The following is a 26,583-nucleotide window of genomic DNA, read 5'->3' on the forward strand; positions in this document are numbered from 1 at the left end:
CGCCCTTGCCAGGGCAGATTACGGTCGCCCCGCCTGCAAAATGAAGCCACGCTGCCGATCGCCGGCGATACGCAGATAGCGGCTTTCACCGGCACGCAGCGTCATCGGTATGCTGCCGCCGGTCTCACGCCAAATACACAGGTGATTCTCGATCATATCTTGCCCGATACTGACCGAAACATTGCCTGGCGGCACGCGAAACTCTGCTTTTTCTTTCGCCTCCAGCGAAGCGGCAAACTCCCCATTCACATAGACGCCGGTGCGGCAGCTGCCCGCCAGCATTCCGCTGTCGCGCACCACCACCACCGTGGCGTAAGGCGTATCCGGGATATTCTGATAGAGCATCAGACGGCTTGGGGGGGGCAACTCAGCCTGTTGCGGCGGCACGGCTTGGGTCGCACATCCCGTCAACAGTGCAGAGGCAAATAACAACGCGGCGTAATGCTTCATCCTTGGCTCCTGAAGAAAATAATGCTTATCGTAACAAGAGAATAGCTGTCTCCAGTAGCATTCATATCGCAGAGACGAAAAAATCGGATAACTTCCCACTCCTCCCACGAACCTGCAGGGATAAGAAGATTCTGCATTAAAGCCATTGAAATAAAGGCGATTCTTGCAGATTTAAAACTTGATCATGCCACGTTGGATATCTGCAGCAAAAGCGCCACTGACGTAACTGAAACCATCCTGCGTGACGTAAACCCGGGTATGGCCGGTCTCTGATAACACCGCCACCATATATCCCAGGGCGATCATTTCATGAGACGGAACGTTCATCGGAGTTAGAAATCCGCGGCTACGGCACCACTGATAAAAGCGAGTTCGCCCATATCCCAACACGGAGCCAACATCGGAGAGGTGCTTAAAAGTATCATAATCCTCTGATGGTGCAGGTAAACCGTCATGACTTTCAGGCGTTTTCTTTATCCCTGACAAAATAAACTCCTTTTTTGTAGCTGTCGCGAACGGTTATCCTGCCTCTGAACTGAATTTAAAAAATCCAAAATTAAAATGCAAATGAATTCCCTGTAACTAAAAATTCTCTTCTGGATAAAATCCGAAAATAAAACCCCATTAAAAAAACAGAAATAAAAAAATAGGGTATTAATACCGGGAATTAAATCCTTGGCATGGGTAAATATCCTAAATAAAGATAATATTCAAACCAGCTAAGAACATGCTTAGCCTGCATATTATTTCCCTACTCATAACGATGCAATGATGCTCGGATCCTTGCGGCAAAAAGAGAATGAATAAAACCAGCGCCACATCGGCCTACCCTCGCCATGAGGTCGCCGCTTCCTACAGACTTCACTCAATGCGCCACATCCTCTCTCAACGCGGCACTTCCTCAATCATACCTAAACAATAACCATTATCATTTCCAATTATTGCGCCAGTTTATTACACTGCCCTACCTCACCGGTTAGGAACATTCCTAGTCAGCGAGCCTCAGGATAGAGAAAGAGTTAGGGACACCATGAAGAATTGCCGTTGTTTGATTGCCTTGCCGTTATTGATGTTGACCGCCTGCACCCAATGGGAAAGGCCCGGCGCGGTTGAGAGTACCCGAAATGCCGAATATGCCGAATGCCGCAGTCGCGGCTACGAACGTTTTCCGCCGGACGTAGTGCGGGACGTGGAGTTCAGCTACGAAAACAAATACATTCCTTGCGAGAAAAATAAGAAAGACTGTCCATCGGGATACCGCTATGACAAGGAACCGTCGATTAAAACAGTGCAAACCGATCGCAATCAGTCCGCACGAGACGCCACCATCGAAGCCTGCATGTACGGCAAAGGCTGGCGAGAGAAAACCTACTATTGGCCGCAATGGTGATATAGCGGCGTTTGCCGGGTGCGGAATGCCCGCTACCCCATTCAGCCGTCGTCGTCATCGCCAAGCAGCCCCAGCGCAACCAACGTTTCCGCTCTGACCGGCGTTAAAGGCACACGCGGCGGCGGCAAAGGCCAGCCAAAAAGCTGCCTCGCCGCCGTCGCACAGACTTTACCCTGACATGCCCCCATGCCACAGCGGCTGCCCAGCTTGGCCGTGTGCCAATCCGGCTGATGACGCACCTGTTCCAGCATGACGTCTTCACAGCGGCACAGCAGCGTTTGTGGTTTGGCCAGCGAATCCAAGCGCTCATCGAGAGCGAAGGCACTGGCCGCCGCCGTGGCGAAACGCTGCCATCGCCGCCGCTGCGCCGCCAGGCGATCCGCCTTTTCCCGTTGCCCGGTGGCAGCATAACCGGCAATGGCGCCCTCGGTGAGCGCCAATTCACTGCCGCCGATGCCGGTACATTCCCCGGCAGCAAAAATTTGCACCTGGCTGGTTTGCTGCCAATGATCCACCGCTACGGCGTCGTGTTCTATCCGACACCCCAGCAGCATCGCCAACTCAATGTTCGCCACCAGACCAAAACCGCAGGCCAACCTGTCGCAGGCGATCGTTCTTTCCCGCCCGCCGTTATTGACGCGCACCGCGGTTAAACGTTCTTGCCCCAACGCCGCCTGCACCCGGCTACCGGCACGGTAACGATGCGGCATCAGAGAAAGCGCCTGACGCAGCTTGCCTGGCCAACGCCACAGGCCGCCGGCGAACGCCGCCAACCGCCAAAGCGGCGCCTGCTCAGCCACCAGCACCACCTCGCCTCCGGCCTGTTTCACGCTGTTCGCCACCGCCAACAGCAGCGGCCCGCTGCCGGCTATCGCCACTCGTTCGCCGCGGATAGCCAGCCCTTGCTTGATTTGCGCCTGTAGACCACCGGCGCCGGTCACCCCCGGCAGCGTCCAGCCGGGGAACGGCAGCAGAAGTTCACGCGCGCCATTGCACAGAATCAGCTTTTGATAGCGAATCACGCCGCAGCCTTCGGCGTCTTCATATGCCAATCGGTTAGCGCCACACTGCGCCACCAGCTTGCAACCGTGCTGCAGCGCAATATTTTCCTTCGTCGCCACCGCCTGCCGATAGCGGTTCGCCGTTTCAGGCAAAACCACCTGTGGCCCATCGCGCCAAATTTGCCCGCCGGGATGCGGATTATCATCAATCATTCGCACCTGGCCACCGCTTTCCGCCGCGGCCAGCGCCGCCGCCATGCCGGCCGGCCCGGCACCGACGATCAGCACCTCACAGTCTAAGTTACTCATCATCGCTCCTCTCAATGCGCATGCCGGCTTGGCACAGCGTTTGGCACGCCAGGCGACGCAGACCGTTAATGGTCACACGGCATTCCTGACAAACGCCCATGCCGCAAAAGGGAGCGCGCGGTTGATGTGAAACAGACAACCGACAACGATCGTCGCCGCACAGGCTGAGCGCCGCAGCAACGCTGAGACCAACCGGCACCCGCCGGTGCTCGCCATCGATGCTCAACGTGATCGTGTTTTGTCTTTCATTCATACAGGCAGCTCCTCGGCGGCAAACGCCCGCGCCGCCAAATACGGGGAATCGTCAATCTCCGGCGTTTGCCGGCCGATCTGCGCAGCGATCAGCGCAGCGCTGCCGAGGGCGGTCGTGACGCCCAATCCCTCGTGCCCCAGTGCCAGCCACAGCCAGGAATACCGTGGATGCGCGCCCAACAGCGGCAGCCCGTCGGCGGAGGCGGCGCGCAGCCCGGTCCAGCAGCGAATGATGTTCATCTGCGCCAGTGCGGGCAAGAAATGCTGCGCACGCGCAAGCATCGCCGCCAACAGCGGCATGTCCAACGCCGAATCGACGGCGCCGAACTGGCGAGAAGAACCGATCAGCCATTGCCCGGTGGGCCGTGCCTGCACATTGAATGCCACCGACGTGCCGTCGCTGGCATGCGCGCTGGCCCCATACCCCAACTCCACCAGTTGATGCCGCACCCGCAGCGGGTAGCGATCGGTGATCGCCAGATGGCCCTTTTTGGCGTACAGCAAAGTCTGCGGCAATAGGCCATTGGCCCCAAGGCCGCACGCCAGGAGCACCACCGGCGCGGCCAGGCGTCTGCCGTCCGCCAGCCGCACGGCTCCCTCTTCCAGCGCTGCCGCTTCGCCGTGCACCACGTCGATTGCCGCACCACCGTCGGCCAACAGCCAGCGAGCCGCGAGCGGCGCATACAGAATGCCGTCGCCCGGCACCCGCAGCCCACCGGCCAGGCCGTGCCGCAGCATCGGCTCCATGGCGGCGATCTGTTCCGCCGTCAGCAATTCCGCGGCCACGCCCTGCTCCGCCAGCCGCACCCGCTTTTGCTCGGCGATGGCCATTTCATCCGCTTTATCCGCCAGCCATAGCGTTCCGCAGCCGCGCCAGGCACACGCTTGCGGCATGCGCCCCGTCACTTCACGCCATAACCGCAGCGAATAAGCGCTCAACGCCAGCTCGGCCGGATTATCGTCCATGCACACCAGATGCCCCATGCCGGCGGCGGTGGCGCCGGCGCGGCGATCGTCCACCACCGAGACGCGATAGCCTTCCCGCGCCAACCGCCAGGCGCAGGCGGCGCCGATGATGCCGGCGCCGACCACGATGACATCGGCTCCCCGCTCGGCACCCATCAACGTATTCCCCAGACGAAGGGATCGCGTTCGTCGAGCAGCAGCTGGCTATCGGCGCACACGTAGGCCTGCCCGCGAATAAAGGGGGCAATGCGATCGCCGTTCCAACGATAATAGGCCTGGAATTCGCTGCCGATCACGCTGGCCTGCCGCCACTGCGTGTCCGGCGGCAGTTTGCCGTCCGCCGCCAGACACGCCAGTTTGGCGCTGGTGCCGGTGCCGCACGGGGAACGATCATAGGCTTTACCGGGGCACAGCACGAAGCTGCGGCTGTCGGCCTGCGGATCGTCACCGAACAGTTCGATATGGTCTATCGCTCCGCCGTCTTCACCGTGAATGCCCGCCTGTTCCAACGTCTGCCGCACCGCCCAGGTGAACGCGGTCAACGCCTCCAGATTTTGTTTATCGATGGACAACGGCGACTCGCCGATCAGGAAGAACCAGTTGCCGCCCCAGGCGATGTCACCGGTCACCGGCCCGTAACCCGCCACCTCAAGCCGCACCTGGCGGCGGTAACGATAAGCCGCCACGTTCTCTACCGTGACGCTGCCGTCCTCGTGCAGCGTGGCGTTTACCGGGCCGACCGGGGTTTCTATCAGATGGCGCCCGGCGTGGATGCGCCCCAGGTGCGCCAGCGAAGCGATCAGCCCGATAGTGCCGTGCCCGCACATGCCCAGATAGCCGCTGTTGTTAAAGAAGATCACCCCGGCGGTGGCCTGTGGCGAGCAGGGTCGGCACAGCAACGCCCCCACCAGCACGTCATTGCCGCGCGGTTCGAGCATCACCGCGCAGCGCCAATCATCATAATGTTGCGCGAAGCGCGCCCGCCGTTCCGCCATGCTGCCCGCGCCGAGATCGGGAAAACCTTCCACGATCAGGCGGGTCGGCTCTCCGCCGGTATGAGAATCGATCGCCCGCAAAGCGGTGATATGCGCAGAAAGTGCCATCGGCGTCTCCTGAGTTAATGAGATGTTACCAATAGCGTTAGCCTGAACGAATGTGGGCTTAACGGCTTGATGCGTTTCGGCACGGCGAATGAAGAAATCAGCATAGTGACAAAAGTCAGGCCTGACGCGTTGCGGGCATGATATTAACGAATGCCATAACAATAACTTATTTATCATGGCGTTACTTTCATGCTAAATCTCCGCATGACGAGAAACGCCGCAGTTTTCAAGCAACCGCCACGCGCCGTCCGGCAAAAGTATGCGGCAATCCGCATATTTGGCAGGTGGCCGGAAATAGCGCTTGATTCGTTACAGAAAAGTTAATATTGATGCGAAGACATCAACCTGACCCGCCTGTTTTCCCGGCTAACGACCGAAAAGGGACTGCTATGAGATCCACTTCAGACTATCAGCCTCCGGTTTCTCTCTCGCCGCCTTCACTCGTGGGGCTGCCGGAGCAGGAGGACGTTTTTGCCGTCGAACATCTGTCACGCCTGTGCGACGGGCTGGCGCAGCAGCGCCCGAACAACCTGCGCGATTTGCTGAATACGCTGGCGCTGATCGCGCCGTTGCTGAACGCGATCCCCAACGTGGTGTTCTTTATCAAAGACGCCCAGGCCCGCTACCTGCTGGCCAACCTGACGCTGGCCAGGCGCTGCGGTTTCAAAACCGTCACGCCGCTGCTGGGCAAAACCTCCGCCGACGTTTTTCCCGCTCAGCTCGGATCCGGCTATACCGAGCAGGATCTGCGGGTATTGCGCCACGGCGTGCTGATCCAGGATCAGCTGGAAATGCACCTGTACAACGGCCGAGAAACCGGCTGGTGCCTGACGCAAAAGCTGGCGCTGTATGATGCGCAGGGAAAAATCATCGGTATGGCGGGTATTTCTCACGATCTGCAGGAGGCCAGGGCCAATCACCCGGCCTACCAACGGCTGGCGGCGATCGACGTACACATCCGCCGCCACTATGCCCGGCCGATCGCGCTTGAGGAGCTGACGGCGCTGACCGGGTTGTCGGTGGCGCAGATCGAACGCTACTGCAAACGTATCTTCCACCTCACCCCGCGCCAGATGATCCATAAAGTGCGGCTGGAAAAGGCCACGGAACTGCTGGCCGGCGATCTGCCGATCACCGACATCGCGCTGCAGTGCGGCTACACCGATCACAGCGCCTTCAGCCGTCAGTTCAAAGCGATGACCGGCTCCACGCCGCGCGATTTCCGCCTGACGCTTTCCGCTTAACGCGCTGATTTATCTGGTTACCCCCCTCTTTTCAAGGTGCGCCGGCGCCCGGATTTTTCACGCCCGCGTTCCGCCGGCATTGTGCCAATTTCGTCGCGGCAATCGGCGAAAAGCGTCAAGCCTCCCTGCGCAATACCGGTCAATCTGTCGGTGAGCCTTACCAAAGATTCACTTTTCATTAACACTTACGGACGACAGGACAAACACGATGAGCCATAAAGCCATAAGCTGGAGCGGCGTATTCCCGGCGGTGACGACCCAGTTCCGCAACGATTTCTCTCTGGATCTCGACGCCACCCATACGGTGATCAAAAACCTGGTGCGCGACGGCGTCTCCGGCCTGGTGGTGTGCGGCACCGTCGGTGAAAATACCTCAATGACGGTGCAGGAAAAGCTGGCGGTGATCGAAGTGGCGAGAGACGCCGCCGACGGTAAAGTGCCGGTAATCGCCGGCATCGCCGAGTTCACCACCGCCTTCGCGCAGAATATGGCGCGTGAAGCGCAAAAGGCCGGCGTCGACGGGATTATGGTGATGCCGGCGCTGGTCTACTCCGCCAAGCCGCACGAAACCGCCGCGCATTTCCGCAGCGTCGCCGGCGCGACCGATCTGCCGATCATGGTCTACAACAACCCTCCCATTTACAAAAATGACGTCACGCCCGACATCCTGACCTCGCTGGTCGACTGCGAGAACATCGTGTGCTTCAAAGACTCGTCGGGCGACACCCGCCGCTTTATCGATCTGCGCAACGAAGTCGGCGATCGCTTCGTGCTGTTCGCCGGGTTGGACGATGTGGTGCTGGAAAGCATCGCCGTCGGCGCGCAAGGTTGGATCTCCGGCATGTCCAATGCCTTCCCGCGCGAAGGGGAAACCCTGTTCCGGCTGGCGAAGGAAAAACGCTATGAGGAAGCATTGGCGCTGTACCGCTGGTTCATGCCGCTGCTGCACCTCGATGCCCGCCCTGACCTGGTGCAGTGCATCAAGCTTTGCGAGCAGCGAGTCGGCCGCGGCAGCGCCGTCACTCGTCCGCCGCGCCTGGCGCTGCAGGGGGAAACGCTCAGCGAGATCAACGCCATGATCGATAAAGCGCTGGCCACTCGCCCGGCGCTGCCGAACGTCGGCCTGTAACGCCTTCACCGCCCGGCCATGCCGGGCGTCATGCTTTCTCTACCGGGGGAACCGATGCCCAACGCTCGCTATGCCGCCATCAGCGGCCAACAATTTATCGGCGGCCAGCGCCGCGCCGAAGGGGAAGCGGCGCTGCTCAGCCTGCGCGCCGACGACGCTCAGCCGACCGGCTACCGCTTCCACCAGGCCACGGCGGCAGAAACCGCCGCCGCCGCCGAAGCCGCCGCCGCGGCTTTTGCGCCCTATTCGCAGCTCAGCGCGGAACTACGCGCTAACTTTCTCAACGCCATCGCCGAGGAGATAGACGCGTTGGATGATGTTTTCTTCGCCTTCGCCATGCAGGAAACGGCCTTGCCCCAGGCGCGGTTGAGCGGCGAACGTGCCAGAACCAGCGGCCAGATGCGGCTGTTCGCCACGCTGCTGCGGCGCGGCGACGTCGAGGGCGTGCGCATCGACTGCGCGCTGCCGCAGCGTTCCCCCCTGCCGCGCCCCGATCTGCGTCAATACCGCACGGCGCTCGGCCCGGTGGCGGTCTTCGGCGCCAGCAACTTCCCGCTGGCGTTTTCCACCGCGGGCGGCGACACCGCCGCCGCGCTCGCCGCCGGCTGCCCGATCGTGTTCAAGGCGCACAGCGGCCATATGATCACCGCGGAGCTGACCGCTCAGGCGATCGAGCGCGCACGCGAACGCACCGGGATGCCCGCCGGCGTCTTCAACATGATCTTCGGCAACCGCGTGGGGGCCGATTTGGTACAACATCCGGCGATTCAGGCGGTGGGATTCACCGGCTCGCTGCAAGGTGGCCGGGCGCTCTTCGATCTGGCGACGCAACGCCCTCAACCTATCCCGGTCTTCGCCGAAATGTCGAGCATCAACCCGGTAGTGATCCTGCCCAAGGCGCTGGCGCGGCGCGAGCAGCGCATCGCGCAGGAACTGGTCTCTTCCTTCACGCTCGGCTGCGGTCAGTTCTGCACCAAGCCCGGCGTGATAGTCGCGCTGCGCGGCGCCGCCTTCGATCGGCTGGCCGAAACGATGAGCGCCCTAGTCAACGCCGCCGAGCCGCAGCCGATGCTGAATGCCGGCACGCTGGAGCACTACCGTCACGGGCTGGCGGCCCTCGATGCCCACCCGGGTATGCGGCATCTGGCAGGCCGCAGCGAAACGCCCGCTCTTCGCGCGGCAGCGCAGCTTTATCAGGCGGAGGGGGCGCTGCTGCTGCAGGCCGACCCGCTGCTGCAACAAGAGGTCTTCGGCCCGGTCAGCATCCTGGTGGCGATGGATGACGAAGCGCAGCTGCATGCGGCGCTGGCGGCATTGCAAGGCCAGTTGACCGCCACGCTGCTGGCGGACGACGACGATCTCGCGATGGCCGCCGGGCTGACGTCCCTGTTGGCGCGCAAAGCCGGTCGGGTGCTGTTCAACGGGTATCCGACCGGGGTGGAAGTGTGCGACGCCATGGTGCACGGCGGCCCTTATCCGGCCACCAGCGACGCGCGCGGCACCTCGGTAGGCACGCTGGCCATCGAGCGTTTCCTGCGGCCGGTCTGTTTGCAAAACACCCCCGCAGCGCTGTTGCCGCCGGCGCTGCAGGACGCCAACCCGCTCAACCTGCTACGGCTGGTGAACGGCGTTTACACCCGAGATCCCCTGGTTTCACCTGCCCAAAATTAGCCCGGCCGCATCTGTCTGCCACTCAATAACAAAAGGGTAATACCATGACAACCCAAGGCAAATTCAAGAAGCAGCTTACGCTCACCGATCTGACGTTCATCGGTCTGGGCGCCATCTTCGGCTCCGGTTGGCTGTTCGCCGCCAGCCATGTCTCCTCCATCGCCGGCCCGGCCGGCATCTATTCCTGGCTGATCGGCGGCCTGGCGGTGCTGCTGCTCGGCATCGTCTACTGCGAGCTGGGCGCCGCCCTGCCGCGCGCCGGCGGCATCATTCGCTATCCGGTCTTCTCACACGGCGAACTGATGGGTTATCTGCTGGGATTTATCACGCTGATCGCCTTCTCCAGCCTGATCGCCATCGAAGTCGTCGCCGCACGGCAGTACGCCGCCGCCTGGTTCCCGTTCCTCAGCCAGCCGGGTTCCGGCGACCCGACCCCGGTCGGCTGGCTGGTGCAGTTGGCGCTGCTGTGCTTTTTCTTCGCGCTCAACTATTACAGCGTAAAAACCTTCGCCAAATCCAATAACCTGATTAGCGTGCTGAAGTTTCTGGTGCCGCTGCTGGTGATCGTGGTGTTGTTCAGCTTTTTCAAACCGGAAAACCTGCACAGCCAGGGCTTTGCCCCCTTCGGTTCCGCCGGCGTTGAGGCCGCCATTTCCGCCGGCGGCATCATCTTTGCCTACCTCGGCCTGACGCCGATCATTTCGGTCGCCAGCGAGGTGCAACGGCCGCAGCGCACCATTCCCATCGCGCTGATCCTGTCGGTGGTGCTGTCCACCATCATCTATGTGCTGCTGCAGATAGCGTTTCTCGGCAGTATCCCCAGCGAGATGCTGAGCGGCGGCTGGGCCGGCATCAGCCAACAGTTCTCCCTGCCGTTCCGCGACATCGCCATCACGCTCGGCATGGGATGGCTGGCGTTTCTGGTGGTCAGCGACGCGATCGTTTCGCCGAGCGGCACCGGCAACATCTATATGAACGCCACGCCTCGCGTGATCTACGGTTGGGCGCGCGCCGGCACCTTCTTCAAACTGTTCACCCGGGTGGATGGCGACTCCGGCATCCCCCGCCCGGCGCTGTGGTTGACCTTCGCTCTCTCGGTATTCTGGACGCTGCCGTTCCCGTCGTGGGAAAAGCTGATCGGCGTGGTGTCCGCCGCCCTGGTGCTGAGCTACGCCATCGCCCCGGTCACCGCCGCCGGGCTGCGGCGCAATGCGCCCGATATGCCGCGTCCGTTCCGGGTGCGCGGTTTCTGCGTGCTCGGCCCGCTGTCGTTTATCATTTCGGCGCTGATCGTCTTCTGGTCCGGCTGGGACACCGTCTCCTGGCTGCTCGGCTTGCAGATCCTGATGTTCTTCATCTACATCCTGTTCAAGAATCAGGTGCCGACCCATGCCGTTAGCCTCCGGCAGCAAATTTGGTCCTCGCTGTGGCTGATCGTCTTCTATGCGCTGGTGATCGGGCTTTCCTATCTCAGCAGCTTTGGCGGCATCGGCGCTATTGCCCACCCGTGGGACACCCTCACCATGGCGGTGATTGCGCTGGCGATTTACTACTGGGGCGCCTATACCTGTTTACCCCAGGCCAATTTTATCGGCGATGAAGAAGAATGAACTCGGGGAGGACATCGAAATGACATCCATGCACGTGCTGTCGCTGGAACAGGCTTATCAACTGGCGTTGCGTACGCTGCGCAGCAACGGTTTCAATCCGGCGCATGCCGAGGCGGTGGCGCAAAATGTCACCCAGGGTGAACGCGACGGCTGCGCTTCTCACGGGCTATACCGGCTGTTGGGCTGCGTGCGATCGCTGCGGGCAGGCAAGGTCTCTGCCGATGCGATGCCCAGGTTGTTCGACCAGGCACCGGCCATCTTGCGCGCCGACGCCGGCGGTGCGTTTTCCCTGCTGGCCTACCGCACCGCTCTGCCGGTCTTTATCGAGAAGGTGCGCGCCAATGGCATCGCCGCGCTGGCGATCAACCGCTGCGTGCATTTCTCCGCGCTGTGGGCCGACATCGAACCGCTGACCGAACAGGGGTTGGTAGCCTTGGCCTGCACGCCCAGCCACGCGTGGGTGACGCCGGCCGGCGGTTCGCGACCGCTGTTCGGCACCAACCCCATCGCCTTCGGCTGGCCGCGTGCGGATCGGCCGCCGTTTTTGTTCGACATGGCCACCAGCGCGGCGGCGCGCGGCGAAATCGAACTGCATCGCCGCGCCGGCACCCCGCTGCCTGAAGGCTGGGGCATTGATAAGGCGGGCAATCCGTCCACCGATGCCGCCAGCGTGCTGGAGGGTGCAATGCTGACCTTCGGCGGGCATAAGGGCTCGGCGCTGGCAGCGATGGTGGAATTGTTGGCCGGGCCGCTGATCGGCGATATGACCAGCAAGGAATCGCTGGCCTATGACGACGGCACCGGTTCGTCGCCTTACGGCGGTGAGCTGATCATCGCGTTGGATCCCGAGCGTTTTCTCGGTGCGGATAAGGCGAAATATTTCGCCGGAGCAGAGGCGATGTTTGCCGATATGCAGGCGCAAGGCGCACGCATTCCCGGCGAACGCCGTTATCGGCAGCGGCGCCAGAGCGAGCAATACGGCGTGGAAATCCCCAGGACGTTGTACGACGAAATCGTGGCGCTGTGCGATTAGCGCCGGGTTAATGCCCCGCGCCGGCAACCCGGCGCGGGGAAAGGCTTATCCTGCCTGAGCCAGATCGCTGTGCAGGCGCTTGCGCCACACCGGTTTGGTGTCCCAGCGGGCAAAGTGTTTCGCCTCTTTACCCGGCTGCACCTGATGCCACATATCTTCTTGCCACCGGATCGGTTCCTTTCCTCGCAACGTTGGGCGGGTCTGTTTAATCGTCCGTTGCAAGACGCCCGCTTCCTCAGCGGTAATGGGCGGCGCCTGTCTGGCGGCATCCAGCGCCCGGCTTCCCAACGGCGCCATCACCTGATACAACACGTTGACCTGCTGCAGCGTCGCTTGCTGATTAGTGCTCATTCCCTTACCCGACCAACCGTCGAAGTTTTCACCGGGATCGTCCCCCTGCGCGCGATATTCGTTACCTGGCCCCTCGACGATATTCCATCCTTGCCAGGTCACCAGAGTGTGTAATCCATCGCGATCCTGCAGATTTTTATTTTTGATCTGTTTGAGCACCTCGGCGCGGTTTGGCACACCGATCAGGTTCATAAACTCGTCCAGCGCGTCCCAATGTTGCCCCGCGACTAGACCATTCCAGACATTACGCAAACAGTTCCAGGGAATGGTGTGATGCCAGGTCAGCGTGATAAGCGGCTTGGTTGACGCATGTTGCCAACGGCTCGGTTCACTGCCCCGATCGCCTCTGATGATCCCATCGACTTCTAATGGCATAGCTGCCCCTCTTCTGGCTGAGATGAAGAATATGCGCAAGGCCGGTGCCCCGGTTGGCATAAAAACGTCAGCTAAAATCGTAGCAGCTCAGGCTGAGATGGCAATAAAGCGCAAGGCACGCTCTGCTGCCGGCCGGCAACCGCAGAACGCGCCCGAAAACGGTGGGCTTAAGACGGATTATCTGACCACCATTACCGAAATATTGGCATGGCGAACGATAGCGGCGGCGTTAGATCCCAGCAGATAGGTTTTCACGCTCGGGCGACGCGAACCGATGATGATAAGATCGGCGTCGATCTCTTCCGCCAGTTCCAACACCTGATCGCGTGCAGAGCCGAAGCTGACGGTGTAATTGAGGCGATCCAACGGCAGATCGATTTCCGACATGATTTTCTTCAGTTTATCCACCGCCTTCACTTCCGCCTGATTCTCAAACTCCTTAAGACCGAACGAATAGGCAGTAACAAACGCCGAGGCATCCGGCAGCGCATGGAAGAAATGCACTTTAGCGCCGGACAGCTTCGCCAAATATTCCACATGCTTCAGCGCATGCTCAGTCAACAGATCCTCTTCAATATCGATCGGCACTAAAATAGTCTTGTACATATCACGTCCTTTCTATGTAAACCGGGTGCCTACAGAATACTGCCGCGCACGGCGGCGGTGAATCGCTTTATCACGCTTTTGTGATCGGGGGGTAAATACTGAATAAGGACAGCTCTTAATTTAACAAAATATAAACATCACGCCGATAACGGATAGGGACTTAATTATTTATTACTCAAGATTAAATCAGCTGCAAATAAACCGCTTTGGCGGTGGCGGCGGTCTTATTAGCGACAGAAAGTTTTTTAATCGAGTTGCCGATATGGAAATTGATCGTGCGCTCGCTCACCCCCATCAACAGCGCGATCTCTTCCGCCGTTTTCCCTTCGCTGCACCAGCGTAGGATGTCTTTTTCGCGCAGCGTCAGCACATATTTTATCGCGTCGTCGTTCACCGAGATCAAGGCTTCACGCAGCGTTTTATGGGCGGTTTGCGCCAGCCAAAGGAAGAAGGTTTCATTTGCCGCCCGCGCTTGCGGCGTTTGCTCGGGTAGCGCTTTGCCGGCAAACGTCAGGATCCCCAGCCGGCCATAGCAATCCTTGACCGACTGCGACCAACCGGCGCACAGGCCGAACTGCGCCATATGCCGCCAAAGCAGCGGCCGCTCGTGATAAAAGCTTTCGTCCCACTGAAACTGCAGCGTGGAATGGTGAGCGCGCTCAATAACCGGATCCTGCAAATACACCCGCTGCCGCTGATAATCTTCGAGATAGTTCGCTGAAAAATTCCCTTCGATCAGCATCTTGGGGCGGCTGGCCGGATAACAGGAAAACACGATGTAGGAGAAATAATCAAACCCCAACGCCTCAGCGCAGGGCCCCAGCTGCGTCAGAAAACGTTCGCGATCGGCCAGGCTGCCAATCACCTCCGCCATGAGCCGTTGAATGCGGGTATCCATAACGCAGGTTCTCCAGATAGCGATGCCGATTTATCGATAGGTCAGACTCACTATAGAATATCGCCGTCCGGCGTCAGTAGCCGTTTCATATAATAAAAAATACCAACGCTATAACGAAAACAGCTATTCCCCTTAAAATAAGCCTTTTTATTGCGCCGCACAGGAAAACTACGCGAATAGCATAATATCCTCGGCGCGTAAACCTGTCATTTCTACCGTTAGACAGCCAAGGCACCGCCAATTACTTTCCAGACAGGCACCCGGTGCCGCCGTAAATCCAAAGAGATAATAAGCATTTGCGAATTTCGCATGGCATACAGTGACGGGGATTTTCTATGGCAGAAAGTAATGCGGCAATTCAATCGGCTGCGATTATCGGCGCGGGAACGATGGGCAGAGGCATCGCTTATCTTTTCGCGCAAAAAGGCATTCGCACGGTGCTTTATAATCGCAACGGCAATACCCTCAATCAGGCTCGCGAATATATCGCGCAAGACCTGAACAAGAAAGTCGAACAGGGCAAGATCGCGCTGCAGGATAAAGGCGCAGTGCTGGCCAATCTGGTGTTCACCTCGGTGTTTGAGACTATCGCCGACAGCGAGCTGGTGATAGAAACCATCGCCGAGCAAGAGCAAACCAAACTTGAGGTGCTGGCGGCCATCGCCGCGGCGGTCAAGCCCGACACGCTGATCGCCACCAATACCTCCTCACTGTCGCTTAACAAGCTGGCAACCGCGGTGACGCACAGCGAGCGGTTTATCGGTTTGCACTTTTTCAATCCCGCGCCGCTGATGAAACTGATTGAAATCATCCCGGCCTACTTTACCGCACGCGCCACCACCGAACGCTGCCGTCAGTTGGTGGCCGCGTTGGGGAAACGCGATGTCGTCTGCCAGGCCACGCCGGGGTTTATCGTCAACCGCATGGCCCGCCCCTACTACCTGGAAGGGTTCCGCCTGTTGGAAGAACACGTGGCGCGCGCGCCGCAGATCGACCGCGCCCTCAAGGCCGGCGGGCACTTTCGCATGGGGCCGCTCGAGCTGACCGATTTTATCGGCCAGGACATCAACTATCAGGTCAGCCGGCAAATCTGGCAGGACATGCAATACGATCCGCGCTATACCCCCGGCCATCTGCAGCGTTCGCTGGTCGATGCCGGTCTGTTGGGGAAAAAGAACGGCCGCTCCTATTTTGCCGCCGAAGAAAACGCCTTACCGGTAACGGCCGCCACCGATGCAGACGTCGAGACGCTGCGCATTTACGGCGAACACCCTTTTTTTACCCTGTTGCAACAGCGGGCCGCGCTTCAGTGGCCACGGCTGCGCGTGGAGCAACGGCCGGCCTTACCGGGCCTGGGGCCGGCCGTCCAGATCAATGAGGCTTTCACCGTCAGCGTCACCGATGGCCGCACGGCGAGCCAGTTGGCGGAGCTGACGGCGGCGGATGCCTTTGTGGTCGATGTCGCCCTGAACTACGCCGACACGGCGTATCTGGTGGCAGCGCACAACCGCCACGCCTCTGCGGCCAATAAGGCGCTGTTTTTACGCCTGCTGCACACGGCAATCCCGCAGGTTGAATTTATCAAGGACTCCCCGGCGCTGATCGTCGCCCGCGTCCTCAGCAGCCTGATCAACGAGTCGGTGATCATGGTGGAAAGCGGCGTCTGCAGCCGGGAAGACATCGATGTCGCCGCCGTCGCCGGCGTTAACTACGCCGACGGCATTTTCGGCTGGCTCGATAACCTGGGGGAGAAAAACGTCAGGACGACGCTGAGCAACCTGGCGCAGCTGCTGCACGCGGCACGCTATGCGCCGCATTACACCCTTCTACACGCCGCGCAACCGGCGCTGACGACCACGCCTTAAGGATCCATGATGAGCATTAACGATGACGGCGTTTATCTGATCGACGGCACGCGCACGGCGATTGGCGCCTATGGCGGCAGCCTGGCGCATACCCGCCCCGACGACATGGCGGCAACGATCATTCGCAGTCTGCTGCAGCGCCATCCGGCGGCGGAAGCGAAGCTGGACGAAGTGGTGCTGGGCTGCGCCAACCAGGCCGGCGAGGACAACCGCAACGTCGCCCGCATGGCGGCGCTGCTTTCTGGGCTGGATCCGTCGGTGCCGGCCATCACCCTCAACCGCCTTTGCGCCTCTGGGTTGGATGCGGTGATCTACGCCGCGGCGAAAATCCGCAGCGGCCTTAGCGAACTGATTCTGGCCGGCGGCGTGGAAAGCATGAGCCGCGCGCCCTATGTGCTGAGCAAGGGCGACACGCCGTTCGACAAGGGGGTGAAGCTGTATGACACCACGCTGGGATGGCGCTTTGTTAACCCGCGGCTGGCGGAGCGCTACGGCAGCGATCCGCTCGGCATCACGGCGGAAAACGTGGCCCAACGGCAGCACATCTCGCGCGAGGAGCAGGATCTGTTCGCGCTGGCCTCGCAGCAAAAGGCCCGCCGGGCGATCGACAGCGGCCGGCTGGCGCGGGAAATCACGCCCGTGGACGTGCCGGCGGATCGCAAGACCACGCGTACATTCGCGCAGGATGAGTTCCCGCGCCTCAGCACGCTGCAGCAGCTGCAGGCGCTGAAACCGGCGTTCTCCGCCGGCGGTTCGGTCACGGCGGGCAACGCTTCCGGCATCAACGACGGCGCCGCCGCGTTGCTGCTGGCTTCCGGGCGCTACGTGAAACGCCAGGGGTGGCAACCGCTGGCGGAGATCGGCGACAGCGCGGCCGCCGGCGTTGAACCGGCGCTGATGGGGCTGGGGCCGATCGCCTCCACCGAGCGCTTGCTGCAGCGCGGCGGGTTCACCTTGAACGACTTCGACATCATCGAGATTAACGAAGCCTTCGCCTCACAGGTTCTGGCGGCGCTGAAACACTGGCGCATCAACGCCAACGACGCGCGGGTCAACCCGAATGGCGGCGCCATCGCGCTCGGTCACCCGCTGGGGATGTCCGGCGCGCGCCTGGTGCTGTCGGCGGCGCTGGAACTACGCGATCGGCAGGCCGGCAACGCATTGGTGACGATGTGCGTCGGCGTCGGTCAGGGTCTGTCATTAAACCTTAAAGCCGTTTAACACAAGGAACATACGATGAGCGTACTGAACATTCTTGAAGAAAAGCTGGCGGAAACCAAAAAACAGGGGCGTTTTCGCGAGTTCCTCAACCTTGAACGCGGCGTGCAGGACAAACCCTGGGCCACCAGCCACGGGCACCACGGTGAGCGCCGCCTCAACGTCTGGTGCTCGAACGACTATCTGGCGATGAGCCACCACCCCAAAGTGCTGCTAGCCACCACCGAAGCGGTTAACCGGGTCGGGCTGGGCACCTGCGGCGCCCGCAGCATTTCCGGCACCTCGGTCTACCACAGTGAGCTGGAAACGCTGTTGGCCAGCGCCTACGGCAAAGAGTCGGCGCTGCTGTTCACCACCGGTTTCGGCGCCAACGACGCCACCTTGTCCACCCTGTGCGACGCCATTCCCGATCTGATCGTGTTCTCCGACGAGCTGAATCACGCCTCGATGATTTACGGTATCCGCTACAGCAAAGCGGAGAAAAAGATCTTCCGCCACAACGACGTGGCACACCTTGCCGAACTGCTGCAGGCCGCCGATCCGGCGCGGCCAAAGCTGATCGCCTTCGAGTCGCTGTATTCCATGGACGGTGACTTCGCCCCGCTGGCGCAGATCGTGGCGCTGGCGGAGCAATATCAGGCGCTGACCTATCTCGACGAGATCCACTCCGCCGGCGTCTATGGCGAACGGGGGCTGGGCTACGCCGAACAACTGGGCCTGCTGGATAAAATCACCATTATTCAGGGTGGGTTCGGCAAATCTTACGGTGCGGCGGGCGGTTATATCGCCGCGCCCCGCTCGGTGGTGGAGGCGGTGCGCAGCTGGGCTCCGGCATTCGTCTTCAGCACCTCGTCGCCGGCGCCGGTGGTGGCCGCCGCGCTGGCCAGTTTTAAATACAACCTCGAGCATGACACCCAGCGCAAGCACCTGCTGGCGATCGTCGATCACCTGAAAACCGGTCTGCGCGCTGCCGGCATCCCGCTGGTGTCGGCCGACAGCCATATCCTGCCGCTGCGGGTCGGCGATCCGCACCGCAACAAACACATCAGCAAAGTGCTGCTCGATGAGCATGATATTTACGTGCAACCGGTCAATGCGCCGACGGTGCCCGCAGGCAGCGAGCGGCTGCGGGTGACGCCGACCTCGGCGCACTCCCATGCCGACGTGGAGACGTTCCTGGCCGCGCTGGGGCGGGTCTGGGCGGCGAACGATCTGCGGAGGGCGGGATGACGCTAGCGGATTATAACGGCCATCTGGTCACGCTCTGTCTGATGGCGACCGGCACGTTCGCCATCGGCACCGACGCCTTTATCGTGGCCGGCGTGCTCAGTGACATTTCCGACACCTTTGCCGTCAGCCCTGCGCAAGCGGGGCAGTTGATATCGGTATTCGCACTGGCTTATATGCTGTTCGCGCCGCTGACCGCCTGGCTGCTGGGCAACGTCAACCGCAAGCATATCCTGCAGCTGGCGCTGGTGCTGTTCATCGCCGGCAACCTGGCCTGCGCCTGGGCCACCAGCTACCTGCAGATCTCGCTCGGCAGAGTGCTGGCCGCATTGGGAGCAGCCTGTTACACGCCGCAGGCCGCCGCCGCCGCGGTGGGGCTGGTGGCGGAAAAACGCCGCGGCCTGGCCATTTCCATCGTCTATGGCGGCATGACGTTGGCTATTGCGCTCGGCATTCCGTTCGGTACCTTTCTCGCCAAACTGATCGGCTGGCGTGAAATCTTCCTGTTCATCGCCCTGCTGGGGGCGGTTGCGCTGCTGGGCCTGTCGCTGGCGCTGCGCGCCATCGCGCCGCCGGGCAAGCATTCGCTGAAAGAGCGGCTCGCCCCGCTGCGGCAAAAGGCGGTGCTGACCACGCTGCTGATCACCTTTTTCGCCGTTTGCTCGGAACACATCGTCTATAGCTACGTCAGCGTATTGCTGAAAAACACCCAGTTCGGCCCGCAGGCGATCCTGCCCCTCGCGCTGCTGGTGTTCGGCATTGGCGCGGTGATCGGCAACTTTGCCTCCGGCGCGTTAACCGATGCCCTCGGCAGCAAGTTCGTGCTGCTGTTTTCCGTGGCGATCCAGACGCTGTCCCTGTTCCTGCTGGCCTTTTATGTCACTTCCCCCTGGTGGGTGCTGGCCATCTTTCTGGTCTGGGGCATCACCGGCTGGATGTACCTGGTGCCGATCCAGCATCACCTGTTGTCGCTGTCGAAACGCTTTGGCGCGCTGACCGTGTCGCTCAACAGCTCGGTGCTGTACGCCGGCATCGCGGCGGGCGGCATGCTGGGCGGCCTGACGCTCTACGCGCTGCCGGCCCATTACCTGCCGCTGTTTTCACTGCCGCTCGGCGCCATCGCCCTGCTGCTGACACTGCTGTTTTTCCGGGGAGAGACCGGCAATGAGTAAAGCCCTCCCGGTGCTTTATGAGCGCCATGGCGAGCAGGTTGCGGTCATCACCCTCAATCGGCCGGAAAAAAAGAACGCCATCAACCTGCAGATGGCCGAGCTGATCCGCACTTACCTGCGGCAGGCGGATAACGATGACTCGGTGCGCGCGATCGTTCTGGCCGGTCAACCGGCGGTATTTTCCGCCGGCATGGATGTCGACGCCTTCCGTCAGGGCGAACTGCCCATCGTCACGCCGGAGGGGTTTGGCGGGCTGATCCATGCGCAGATCGCCAAGGTGATCATCGCCGCCGTTGACGGCATCGCGTACGGAGGCGGCTTTGAGCTGGCGCTGGCGTGCGATCTGATCGTCGCCGGCCAGAACGCGCGCTTCAGTTTCCCCGAAACCGGGCTCGGGTTAGTCGCCGCACAAGGCGGATGCGCGCGCTTGCCGACGCGCATTTCCCCCTATGTCGCACTCGACTGGCTGCTGACCGGCAGAACCGTCAGCGCACGGGAGGCGCTGTCACACGGCGCCATTTCCCGTATCAGCGAGGGGGCGGCCCGGGAAGAGGCGCTGCGCATCGCCGAACAGATCGCCGCAAAAGATCTTGCCGCCAGCCAAACGGTGAAGGCCATCGTGCGCCAGGGGCTGGCACGGCAAGAAGCCCCCTCATTCGCTTTTCAACAAGGCCCGGTCGAGCGCCTGCGCCAGGCTGCCGCTCGCCGATAATTCTCCCGCCGGTTCGCCTGAACCGGCATTTCCCGCTTTTCCGCCACCGCTCATTTTACGCAGCCCGCCTCTTGGCGCTGGGCTACACTGCCGTTAGCCCTAATGCGCTGATAAGGAAAAACAATGCGCCATTTTCCTCTGCTGACCCCCAGACTTCGCCTGCGCCCGTTCACCGCCGACGATCTGCCCGACTTTACCGCCTACCGCAGCCACCCGGACGTGGCGCGCTACCAAAGCTGGAGCGACTACAGCGCCGCCGATGCGCAGGCCTTTTTCGCACAGCAACGGCGGCTCGAATTCAACCGTGACGACAGCTGGTTTCAACTGGCGGTCGAACGCCGCGAGGACGGCGCGTTGCTCGGCGATATCGCGGTGCATTTCTTCGATGAGGGGCGCCAGGCTGAACTGGGCGTGACCTTCGCGCCCAGCCACCAGCGTCAAGGGCTGGCGCGCGAGGCGCTGAACGCCGTCATCGCCCTGCTGTTCGGGCCGCTGGCGAAGCACCGTATTACTGCGGTGGTGGACGCGCGTAATCTTGCCGCCGCCACGCTGTTCGGCAAACTGGGTTTTCGGCGCGAGGCCCATTGGCGGCAAAACGTGTTTTTCAAAGGCGCGTGGGGCGACGAATTCGGTTTCGCTCTGCTGCAAAGCGAATGGCGGGAGAATGCAAAGCATGACGCTGCTGAATAAATACCTTGGGCAATACCAGTTCTCGGAGCGGCATGCGATCGCCATCGCCGCGCCACAGGCGCGGATCCTGGCGGCCGTGGCCGCTTACGATCCCAAGCACGACCGTTTTTTCCGCAGCATGATAGCGCTGCGCGAATTGCCCGCGCGGCTGATGCCACGCAATAAACCCAGCCCGCCGCCGTTTGGCCTGCATAACTTTTGCCTGCTTGAGCAAGATGACAGCGCGTTGGTCTATGGCCTGATCGGCCGCTTTTGGCAGGCTGAATACGGTCTGGAGCAGGTCGCTGACGGGGCGGGCTTTCTGGCCTTCGTTAAGCCCGGCGTCGCCAAACTGGCGCTGGGTTATGTCGTGAGCCCTCTGCCGGACGGCCGCTGCCGCCTGGTGACGGAAACGCGCATCTTCTGCCCCGACGACGCCAGCCGGCGGCGGTTTACCCCCTATTGGTATGCGATTCGCCTGGTCAGCGGGCTGATACGCCGCCGTATGTTGCGCGCCATTAAAACAGTCAGCGAAAAGCCGGTGGCGAATCATTCACCAGGCTGATTTATTTAAGAGCATTCTTAGAGAATGAAAATCATTATCAGCCTATTTTTTAATCACAACAAGATAGTAGTGAGAAGCCATTGACCCCGCCCCCTGCGGGGATTTTTTCGCCTATTTATCACCTGTTTCAGGAAATACCTGCATAAACAGGAAGGTGCAAGGCTTGCGCTGATGCTGGTTGATCTGGGGCACCAGCCGGGTGAAATGCTCGGTCTGGCAATGCGCATCCAGGGCGGCGCGATCCGGCCAGCTTTCGATAAAAATAAAATGCCCGGGATCCTGCTGGTCGATACACAGCTCATAACTGATGCACAAAGGTTCCTGCCGGGTTTTCTCCACCAGCTCGCGATACCATGGCATAACGGTTGCAATGTGTTCCGGGTGGATAAAATCTTCAGCGATGACCTTCAGCATGTAGCGCTCCTGTATTTTGTTTTGCCGCGTTTCACCTTATATCCCCCCCCCTCACGAGATGAAAGCGCCTTTCTCCGGGTCTACCACCGGGTTGCCAATTCGGTGATAGCGCACACAGATCGCGATCAAAGCGCTTGAACGCGCCATAGCCCTGTGTGAACTTTTAATTAACAAGAAAGCAACACACCATTCACCGTGGTGATGTCTGCACCAACCTGCCGACTCGATACGCGGCGTTTTTTTCGCCCCTAAAGGCCTGACCATTAGTCCTTTAGACCTTTAAGGCTCACGAAAAAATCCGTGGTTACCGCCGTGTTGCGGGCAACGGCATCAGGACGGTCCTGTGACCGACGTTTGTCATTCTCAGAAGAGAGGTTATCGCCAGTGAATCACGCCACCTATGCCGCTCCAGCGCTCAACGCCGCCATCCGCAAAACCTGGCGCAGACTGGTGCCCTTGATGTTCGCCATGTACTTTGTCGCCTTTATCGACAGGGTTAACGTCGGCTTTGCCAAGGACGCGATGGCCATCGATATCGCGCTGTCGCAATCCGCCTTTGCCCTGGGCGCCGGGATATTTTTTGCCGCCTATGCGCTGTTCGGCATCCCGGCCAACCTGCTGATGAACCGCTGGGGCGCCAAACGCTGGCTCAGCGCCACCACCGCGCTGTGGGGGGCGCTGTCGGCCTGTACCGGGCTGGTGACCAACGAACAGCAGTTTATCGTCTTGCGCTTTCTGCTGGGGATCGCCGAAGCCGGCTTTTACCCCGGCATCCTGCTGCTCGCGTCGATCTATTTTCCCAATAAGGTGCGCGCCTCGGTGATCGGCATTTTCGTGCTTGGCGTGCCGGCGGCCCTGACGCTCGGCTCGCCGCTGTCGGGAGCCTTGCTGGAGATGCACGGCGTGCTGGGCAAACCCGGCTGGTTCTGGATGTTCGTGCTGGAGGGGCTGCCGGCCGTCGCCCTCGGCGTCTTCGCCTTTTTCTATCTCGACGATAGCCCTCAGCAGGCCCGCTTTCTGACCGAGGAAGAGCGTGCGGCGCTGGTGGCACAGTTGGCCGCCGAACAGCAGCAGACCGAAACCAGCAGCGTCAAAGCGGCGATGAGAAGCGGCAAAGTTTGGCATCTGGCGTTGATCTACGGCACCCTGCAAATCGGCGTGTACGGCCTGATGTTTTTCCTGCCGTCGCAGGTCGCCTCGCTGATGGGCACCCATCTCGGCTTCAAAGCCTCGCTGGTGGCCGCCATTCCCTGGGCGTTCTCCGCGCTGGGCGTCTATTTCCTGCCGCGCTTTGCCGACAGAAACACCGCCAGAAGATTACCGATCGCCGTCGGCTGCATGATCGCGGCGGCGCTGGGATTGGTGGTCTCTTCCTATGCCGGCCCTTTGCTCGCTATCGTCGCCCTGAGCTGTTGCGCAGTCAGTTTCCTGGCGGTACAGCCGATTTTCTGGACGTTTCCCGCTCAGGTGCTCACCGGCCCGGCGCTGGCGGCCGGCATCGGCTTTTGCACTACGCTCGGCGCCGCGTTCAGCTTTTTAGCCCCGCTAATCCGCACCGAGGCGGAACAGCGTTTTCACAGCCCGCATGCCGGGCCGCTGGTGCTGGCCGCTTTCTCGCTGCTGTGCGCCGCGCTGTTGTGGGCGCTCAGAAACCGGCGCGCCGAGGTGAGCAAGCAAGACGCAGAGATTGCCGGATAGCGGCGCGTTATTTAACCCTTATTGAACCTGCGGATGGGACACTGGCACTCAGTCCCCTCGCCCGCAGGTGTTAAATGGATGAATTGACGCACATTATCGCCAAATACAGTCCGGAGCCGGAGATGTTGCTGCTGCTGATTTTCCTGTTTGCGCTGGGTAAATCCGTGATCTTCGTTTCCTCCATCCTGCCGCCCGCTTCGGTCACGCTGCTGATGGGCATTGTTGCCGGCAAGCACGCGCTGCCCCTCGGCGCCGTTTGGGCGGCCATCGCCCTCGGCGCCGCGCTGGGATCGATCTTGTCGTTCCACTGCGGCGCGCTGCTATGCCGCCGCGATCTTGGCCGCCGGCTGCCGGCACGCTTTCACGCGCCGCTGCGCAAAGCCCAGCGCGCCTTGCAAAAGAGAGGGCTGCCGCTGCTGTTCGCCTCGCGTTTTCTGGCGGTGATGCGCTATACCGTACCGCTGATGGCCGGCATGCTGAAACTGCCGCTGGGGCGCGTCTATGCCACCGCCGCGCTCTCGGCTGCCGCCTGGGCGCTGATCTTGATGTCGGCTGCGCATGTATTCCCCGTACCTTGACCTGAAAGATTCTTGGGCAAATGTTCGGCCCATGCGCCGACGTTGCGCCAGCGCACAGCCTCTCTTGCCGTATAAACTGCGGTGCAACATCGCAGTTTGCGCCAGATCACCTTTCTGAACATCAGTCGAAAAATGCGAATTTTTTTGCAGAATGCACGCTTAAAACGGCGCAATGAGGAAACAAACAGAGAAAAGTCCGAGCGTAACACGCTGATTTGGTTGGCGGGTCGTACAGGGTTCAAACCTGCGCCCCATTGATTAAGAGTCAACGGCTCTAGCGACTGATCGAACAACTCAACGCGCTAAACTGTCTTCCTCGCCGCCGCCGCTGTCGAACGCTCACACCCATTACTTTTTCTCATGCGAACTTTACAACCCTTTGTTTAATCAACGAGATAAGCCGCATAAGGTCTATTAATCCCACGTTTTGAAGAGTAATCTTCCGCTCCCTGAACGTCCGATTTGCCTCCTCCGTGTAAAGATTGATCGACTTTTATCCCGCGCATAAATGTTGTAAACATGTTGCACAAAGGTGGCGTTATTGCACTACCTTACTAAAGCCGGACCAACCGGATAAATGTATAAAAAAGAGCCACTTCAGAGCTCGCGACTTCACTAATGACAGGTAAAACAGGACATCATCAGATGGTAGATCACTCTAAAATAGCGACTGACGCGACGCCCGCTTCAGAAGATCATCTACGGCGAAACCTCACTAACCGACATATTCAACTGATCGCCATCGGCGGCGCCATCGGCACCGGTCTGTTTATGGGCTCCGGTAAAACCATCAGTCTGGCCGGCCCTTCGATCATCTTCGTGTACATGATCATCGGCTTTATGCTGTTCTTCGTGATGCGCGCCATGGGCGAGCTGCTGCTGTCCAACCTGGAATACAAATCGTTCAGCGATTTCGCCGCGGACCTGCTCGGCCCGTGGGCCGGTTTCTTCACCGGCTGGACCTACTGGTTCTGCTGGGTGGTCACCGGCATCGCCGACGTCGTGGCGATCACCGCCTACGCCCAGTTCTGGTTCCCCGAGCTGTCGCAGTGGATCGCTTCGCTGCTGTGCGTGCTGTTGCTGCTCGGCCTTAACCTGGCGACGGTGAAAATGTTCGGTGAAATGGAGTTCTGGTTTGCGATGATCAAAATCGTCGCCATCGTCGGGCTGATCGTCGCCGGGCTGGTGATGATCGCCATGCAGTTCCAATCGCCGACCGGCACCGTGGCCTCATTCACCCATTTGTGGAATGACGGCGGCATGTTCCCGAAAGGCATCAGTGGCTTCTTCGCCGGCTTCCAGATTGCGGTATTCGCCTTCGTCGGCATTGAGCTGGTGGGCACCACCGCCGCGGAAACCAAGGATCCGGAGAAATCGCTGCCGCGCGCCATCAACTCGATTCCGATCCGCATCATCATGTTCTACGTGTTCGCCCTGATCGTCATCATGTCGGTGACGCCGTGGAGCTCCGTGGTGCCGGACAAGAGCCCGTTTGTTGAGCTGTTCGTGCTGATCGGCCTGCCGGCTGCGGCCAGCGTGATCAACTTTGTGGTGCTGACCTCAGCCGCCTCTTCCGCCAACAGCGGCGTATTCTCCACCAGCCGCATGCTGTTCGGGCTGGCGCAGGAAGGCGACGCGCCGAAATCGTTCGCCAACCTGTCCAAGCGCGCGGTGCCGGCCAACGGCCTTACCTTCTCCTGCATCTGCCTGCTGGGCGGCGTGGTGCTGATTTACCTGATCCCGAACGTGATGACGGTCTTCACCCTGGTGACCACCGTATCGGCGATTCTGTTCATGTTCGTCTGGACCATCATCCTGTGCTCGTACCTGGTCTACCGTAAACAGCGCCCGGCGCTGCACCAGAAATCGATCTACAAGATGCCGGCCGGCAAGCTGATGTGCTGGGTGTGCATGGCGTTCTTCGTGTTCGTGCTGGTGCTGCTGTCGCTGCGCGAAGACACCCGCCAGGCGCTGATCGTCACCCCGCTGTGGTTCATCGTGCTCGGCCTGTCTTACGTGTTCCTGCGCAAGAAGAAAACCGCGTGATGCAAAAGGGGCGGATATCTCCGCCCCTTCC

Annotated in this window: 26 protein-coding genes and 1 tRNA gene; 16 read left to right on the forward strand and 11 right to left on the reverse strand. The window is 60.6% G+C overall.

Annotated elements, in window-relative coordinates; all coding sequences use genetic code 11:
• Positions 1-18 precede the first annotated feature (18 nt).
• Both ACJ8IN_RS16680 and ACJ8IN_RS16685 read right to left on the reverse strand, forming a co-directional pair.
• Positions 19-450, reverse strand: coding sequence for a hypothetical protein (locus tag ACJ8IN_RS16680; protein WP_033654185.1), 432 nt, complete (start codon positions 448-450; stop codon positions 19-21).
• Positions 451-621: 171 nt separating this feature from the next.
• Positions 622-936 carry a hypothetical protein gene (locus ACJ8IN_RS16685; protein WP_033637956.1) on the reverse strand — a complete coding sequence of 105 codons (315 nt, stop codon included), beginning with the start codon at positions 934-936 and terminating at the stop codon, positions 622-624.
• Positions 937-1,480: 544 nt separating this feature from the next.
• Here ACJ8IN_RS16685 and ACJ8IN_RS16690 point away from each other — a divergent pair.
• Positions 1,481-1,840: a hypothetical protein gene (locus tag ACJ8IN_RS16690; protein ID WP_033637955.1), complete on the forward strand. Its 360-nt coding sequence runs from the start codon at positions 1,481-1,483 to the stop codon at positions 1,838-1,840.
• Between the two features lie 41 nt (positions 1,841-1,881).
• On the opposite strand, the gene ACJ8IN_RS16695 is transcribed toward ACJ8IN_RS16690, so the two are convergent.
• Genes ACJ8IN_RS16695 through ACJ8IN_RS16710 form a run of 4 tightly spaced genes read right to left on the reverse strand, consistent with a single transcriptional unit; the run spans position 1,882 to position 5,471 of the window.
• Positions 1,882-3,150 (reverse strand): FAD/NAD(P)-binding oxidoreductase, encoded by a 1,269-nt coding sequence (locus ACJ8IN_RS16695; RefSeq protein ID WP_308325589.1) that lies wholly within the window; start codon positions 3,148-3,150, stop codon positions 1,882-1,884.
• Positions 3,143-3,403, reverse strand: a complete 261-nt coding sequence (locus tag ACJ8IN_RS16700) for a (2Fe-2S)-binding protein (protein ID WP_033637952.1) — start codon at positions 3,401-3,403, stop codon at positions 3,143-3,145. The genes ACJ8IN_RS16695 and ACJ8IN_RS16700 overlap by 8 nt, the downstream gene beginning before the upstream one ends.
• Positions 3,400-4,524 (reverse strand): NAD(P)/FAD-dependent oxidoreductase, encoded by a 1,125-nt coding sequence (locus ACJ8IN_RS16705; protein ID WP_039566646.1) that lies wholly within the window; start codon positions 4,522-4,524, stop codon positions 3,400-3,402. The genes ACJ8IN_RS16700 and ACJ8IN_RS16705 overlap by 4 nt, the downstream gene beginning before the upstream one ends.
• Complete coding sequence (locus ACJ8IN_RS16710) at positions 4,524-5,471, reverse strand: 4-hydroxyproline epimerase (protein WP_033654191.1); 948 nt, start codon at positions 5,469-5,471, stop codon at positions 4,524-4,526. Before ACJ8IN_RS16710 ends, ACJ8IN_RS16705 begins: the two co-directional genes overlap by 1 nt.
• 389 nt (positions 5,472-5,860) lie before the next feature.
• Here ACJ8IN_RS16710 and ACJ8IN_RS16715 point away from each other — a divergent pair, with 389 nt between their 5' ends.
• The 5 genes from ACJ8IN_RS16715 to ACJ8IN_RS16735 all read left to right on the forward strand — a co-directional run bounded on the left by ACJ8IN_RS16715 (position 5,861) and on the right by ACJ8IN_RS16735 (position 12,158).
• The gene (locus tag ACJ8IN_RS16715; RefSeq protein WP_033637947.1) at positions 5,861-6,715 is read left to right on the forward strand and encodes an AraC family transcriptional regulator; all 855 of its coding nucleotides are present in this window, start codon (positions 5,861-5,863) and stop codon (positions 6,713-6,715) included.
• 208 nt (positions 6,716-6,923) lie between these two features.
• Positions 6,924-7,844, forward strand: a complete 921-nt coding sequence (locus ACJ8IN_RS16720) for a dihydrodipicolinate synthase family protein (protein WP_033654192.1) — start codon at positions 6,924-6,926, stop codon at positions 7,842-7,844.
• A 54-nt stretch (positions 7,845-7,898) separates the two neighbouring features.
• Positions 7,899-9,515: an aldehyde dehydrogenase (NADP(+)) gene (locus ACJ8IN_RS16725; protein ID WP_060424881.1), complete on the forward strand. Its 1,617-nt coding sequence runs from the start codon at positions 7,899-7,901 to the stop codon at positions 9,513-9,515.
• Positions 9,516-9,559: 44 nt separating this feature from the next.
• Positions 9,560-11,125, forward strand: a complete 1,566-nt coding sequence (locus ACJ8IN_RS16730; RefSeq protein ID WP_033646537.1) for an APC family permease — start codon at positions 9,560-9,562, stop codon at positions 11,123-11,125.
• 19 nt (positions 11,126-11,144) lie between these two features.
• Positions 11,145-12,158, forward strand: a complete 1,014-nt coding sequence (locus ACJ8IN_RS16735; RefSeq protein ID WP_033654194.1) for an Ldh family oxidoreductase — start codon at positions 11,145-11,147, stop codon at positions 12,156-12,158.
• A gap of 45 nt (positions 12,159-12,203) precedes the next feature.
• Here the strand turns inward: ACJ8IN_RS16735 and ACJ8IN_RS16740 are convergent, their stop codons facing one another.
• The 3 genes from ACJ8IN_RS16740 to ACJ8IN_RS16750 all read right to left on the reverse strand — a co-directional run bounded on the left by ACJ8IN_RS16740 (position 12,204) and on the right by ACJ8IN_RS16750 (position 14,388).
• Positions 12,204-12,884, reverse strand: a complete 681-nt coding sequence (locus ACJ8IN_RS16740; RefSeq protein ID WP_033637942.1) for a hypothetical protein — start codon at positions 12,882-12,884, stop codon at positions 12,204-12,206.
• Between the two features lie 177 nt (positions 12,885-13,061).
• Positions 13,062-13,490, reverse strand: coding sequence for a universal stress protein (locus ACJ8IN_RS16745; RefSeq protein WP_033637941.1), 429 nt, complete (start codon positions 13,488-13,490; stop codon positions 13,062-13,064).
• Between the two features lie 181 nt (positions 13,491-13,671).
• Positions 13,672-14,388, reverse strand: coding sequence for an autoinducer binding domain-containing protein (locus tag ACJ8IN_RS16750; protein ID WP_308325588.1), 717 nt, complete (start codon positions 14,386-14,388; stop codon positions 13,672-13,674).
• 335 nt (positions 14,389-14,723) lie between these two features.
• Between ACJ8IN_RS16750 and ACJ8IN_RS16755 the strand changes: the two genes are divergently transcribed.
• From ACJ8IN_RS16755 to ACJ8IN_RS16785, 7 genes are all read left to right on the forward strand, one after another.
• Entirely contained in the window at positions 14,724-16,253 is a 1,530-nt protein-coding gene (locus tag ACJ8IN_RS16755; protein ID WP_060424885.1) for a 3-hydroxyacyl-CoA dehydrogenase NAD-binding domain-containing protein, read from the forward strand.
• Positions 16,254-16,262: 9 nt separating this feature from the next.
• Complete coding sequence (locus ACJ8IN_RS16760) at positions 16,263-17,474, forward strand: acetyl-CoA C-acyltransferase (RefSeq protein WP_308325587.1); 1,212 nt, start codon at positions 16,263-16,265, stop codon at positions 17,472-17,474.
• A gap of 15 nt (positions 17,475-17,489) precedes the next feature.
• A complete protein-coding gene (gene hemA, locus ACJ8IN_RS16765; RefSeq protein ID WP_033637936.1) occupies positions 17,490-18,701 on the forward strand; it encodes a 5-aminolevulinate synthase in 1,212 nt (403 codons plus the stop codon).
• Positions 18,698-19,870: an MFS transporter gene (locus ACJ8IN_RS16770; protein ID WP_308325586.1), complete on the forward strand. Its 1,173-nt coding sequence runs from the start codon at positions 18,698-18,700 to the stop codon at positions 19,868-19,870. Before hemA ends, ACJ8IN_RS16770 begins: the two co-directional genes overlap by 4 nt.
• The gene (locus ACJ8IN_RS16775) at positions 19,863-20,582 is read left to right on the forward strand and encodes an enoyl-CoA hydratase-related protein (RefSeq protein WP_033654198.1); all 720 of its coding nucleotides are present in this window, start codon (positions 19,863-19,865) and stop codon (positions 20,580-20,582) included. The genes ACJ8IN_RS16770 and ACJ8IN_RS16775 overlap by 8 nt, the downstream gene beginning before the upstream one ends.
• 123 nt (positions 20,583-20,705) lie before the next feature.
• Positions 20,706-21,272 (forward strand): GNAT family N-acetyltransferase, encoded by a 567-nt coding sequence (locus tag ACJ8IN_RS16780; protein ID WP_060438854.1) that lies wholly within the window; start codon positions 20,706-20,708, stop codon positions 21,270-21,272.
• The gene (locus ACJ8IN_RS16785; RefSeq protein ID WP_308325585.1) at positions 21,256-21,816 is read left to right on the forward strand and encodes a hypothetical protein; all 561 of its coding nucleotides are present in this window, start codon (positions 21,256-21,258) and stop codon (positions 21,814-21,816) included. Before ACJ8IN_RS16780 ends, ACJ8IN_RS16785 begins: the two co-directional genes overlap by 17 nt.
• A gap of 111 nt (positions 21,817-21,927) precedes the next feature.
• Here ACJ8IN_RS16785 and ACJ8IN_RS16790 read toward each other — a convergent pair whose 3' ends face one another.
• Positions 21,928-22,230, reverse strand: coding sequence for a putative quinol monooxygenase (locus ACJ8IN_RS16790; RefSeq protein WP_033637930.1), 303 nt, complete (start codon positions 22,228-22,230; stop codon positions 21,928-21,930).
• Positions 22,231-22,614: 384 nt separating this feature from the next.
• On the opposite strand from ACJ8IN_RS16790, the gene ACJ8IN_RS16795 reads away from it, so the two are divergent.
• Complete coding sequence (locus ACJ8IN_RS16795; RefSeq protein ID WP_039566656.1) at positions 22,615-23,928, forward strand: MFS transporter; 1,314 nt, start codon at positions 22,615-22,617, stop codon at positions 23,926-23,928.
• A gap of 74 nt (positions 23,929-24,002) precedes the next feature.
• Positions 24,003-24,506, forward strand: a complete 504-nt coding sequence (locus ACJ8IN_RS16800) for a DedA family protein (RefSeq protein ID WP_060424893.1) — start codon at positions 24,003-24,005, stop codon at positions 24,504-24,506.
• A gap of 220 nt (positions 24,507-24,726) precedes the next feature.
• Here the strand turns inward: ACJ8IN_RS16800 and ACJ8IN_RS16805 are convergent.
• A tRNA-Lys gene (locus ACJ8IN_RS16805) sits at positions 24,727-24,802 on the reverse strand.
• Between the two features lie 349 nt (positions 24,803-25,151).
• Here ACJ8IN_RS16805 and cycA point away from each other — a divergent pair.
• The gene (cycA, locus tag ACJ8IN_RS16810; protein WP_033637927.1) at positions 25,152-26,552 is read left to right on the forward strand and encodes a D-serine/D-alanine/glycine transporter; all 1,401 of its coding nucleotides are present in this window, start codon (positions 25,152-25,154) and stop codon (positions 26,550-26,552) included.
• Positions 26,553-26,583 lie beyond the last annotated feature (31 nt).

The sequence above is a fragment of the Serratia sp. CY31944 genome (assembly GCF_052169175.1).
GTDB lineage: Bacteria > Pseudomonadota > Gammaproteobacteria > Enterobacterales > Enterobacteriaceae > Serratia > Serratia sarumanii.

Excerpts from the sequence above, each read along its gene's own strand:
- ACJ8IN_RS16680 (WP_033654185.1), bottom strand. The coding sequence starts at position 450 with ATGAAGCATTACGCCGCGTTGTTATTTGCCTCTGCACTGTTGACGGGA.
- ACJ8IN_RS16690 (WP_033637955.1), top strand. The coding sequence starts at position 1,481 with ATGAAGAATTGCCGTTGTTTGATTGCCTTGCCGTTATTGATGTTGACC.
- ACJ8IN_RS16695 (WP_308325589.1), bottom strand. The coding sequence starts at position 3,150 with ATGAGTAACTTAGACTGTGAGGTGCTGATCGTCGGTGCCGGGCCGGCC.
- ACJ8IN_RS16700 (WP_033637952.1), bottom strand. The coding sequence starts at position 3,403 with ATGAATGAAAGACAAAACACGATCACGTTGAGCATCGATGGCGAGCAC.
- ACJ8IN_RS16705 (WP_039566646.1), bottom strand. The coding sequence starts at position 4,524 with ATGGGTGCCGAGCGGGGAGCCGATGTCATCGTGGTCGGCGCCGGCATC.
- ACJ8IN_RS16710 (WP_033654191.1), bottom strand. The coding sequence starts at position 5,471 with ATGGCACTTTCTGCGCATATCACCGCTTTGCGGGCGATCGATTCTCAT.
- ACJ8IN_RS16715 (WP_033637947.1), top strand. The coding sequence starts at position 5,861 with ATGAGATCCACTTCAGACTATCAGCCTCCGGTTTCTCTCTCGCCGCCT.
- ACJ8IN_RS16720 (WP_033654192.1), top strand. The coding sequence starts at position 6,924 with ATGAGCCATAAAGCCATAAGCTGGAGCGGCGTATTCCCGGCGGTGACG.
- ACJ8IN_RS16725 (WP_060424881.1), top strand. The coding sequence starts at position 7,899 with ATGCCCAACGCTCGCTATGCCGCCATCAGCGGCCAACAATTTATCGGC.
- ACJ8IN_RS16730 (WP_033646537.1), top strand. The coding sequence starts at position 9,560 with ATGACAACCCAAGGCAAATTCAAGAAGCAGCTTACGCTCACCGATCTG.
- ACJ8IN_RS16735 (WP_033654194.1), top strand. The coding sequence starts at position 11,145 with ATGACATCCATGCACGTGCTGTCGCTGGAACAGGCTTATCAACTGGCG.
- ACJ8IN_RS16740 (WP_033637942.1), bottom strand. The coding sequence starts at position 12,884 with ATGCCATTAGAAGTCGATGGGATCATCAGAGGCGATCGGGGCAGTGAA.
- ACJ8IN_RS16745 (WP_033637941.1), bottom strand. The coding sequence starts at position 13,490 with ATGTACAAGACTATTTTAGTGCCGATCGATATTGAAGAGGATCTGTTG.
- ACJ8IN_RS16750 (WP_308325588.1), bottom strand. The coding sequence starts at position 14,388 with ATGGATACCCGCATTCAACGGCTCATGGCGGAGGTGATTGGCAGCCTG.
- ACJ8IN_RS16755 (WP_060424885.1), top strand. The coding sequence starts at position 14,724 with ATGGCAGAAAGTAATGCGGCAATTCAATCGGCTGCGATTATCGGCGCG.
- ACJ8IN_RS16760 (WP_308325587.1), top strand. The coding sequence starts at position 16,263 with ATGAGCATTAACGATGACGGCGTTTATCTGATCGACGGCACGCGCACG.
- hemA (WP_033637936.1), top strand. The coding sequence starts at position 17,490 with ATGAGCGTACTGAACATTCTTGAAGAAAAGCTGGCGGAAACCAAAAAA.
- ACJ8IN_RS16770 (WP_308325586.1), top strand. The coding sequence starts at position 18,698 with ATGACGCTAGCGGATTATAACGGCCATCTGGTCACGCTCTGTCTGATG.
- ACJ8IN_RS16775 (WP_033654198.1), top strand. The coding sequence starts at position 19,863 with ATGAGTAAAGCCCTCCCGGTGCTTTATGAGCGCCATGGCGAGCAGGTT.
- ACJ8IN_RS16780 (WP_060438854.1), top strand. The coding sequence starts at position 20,706 with ATGCGCCATTTTCCTCTGCTGACCCCCAGACTTCGCCTGCGCCCGTTC.
- ACJ8IN_RS16785 (WP_308325585.1), top strand. The coding sequence starts at position 21,256 with ATGACGCTGCTGAATAAATACCTTGGGCAATACCAGTTCTCGGAGCGG.
- ACJ8IN_RS16790 (WP_033637930.1), bottom strand. The coding sequence starts at position 22,230 with ATGCTGAAGGTCATCGCTGAAGATTTTATCCACCCGGAACACATTGCA.
- ACJ8IN_RS16800 (WP_060424893.1), top strand. The coding sequence starts at position 24,003 with ATGGATGAATTGACGCACATTATCGCCAAATACAGTCCGGAGCCGGAG.
- cycA (WP_033637927.1), top strand. The coding sequence starts at position 25,152 with ATGGTAGATCACTCTAAAATAGCGACTGACGCGACGCCCGCTTCAGAA.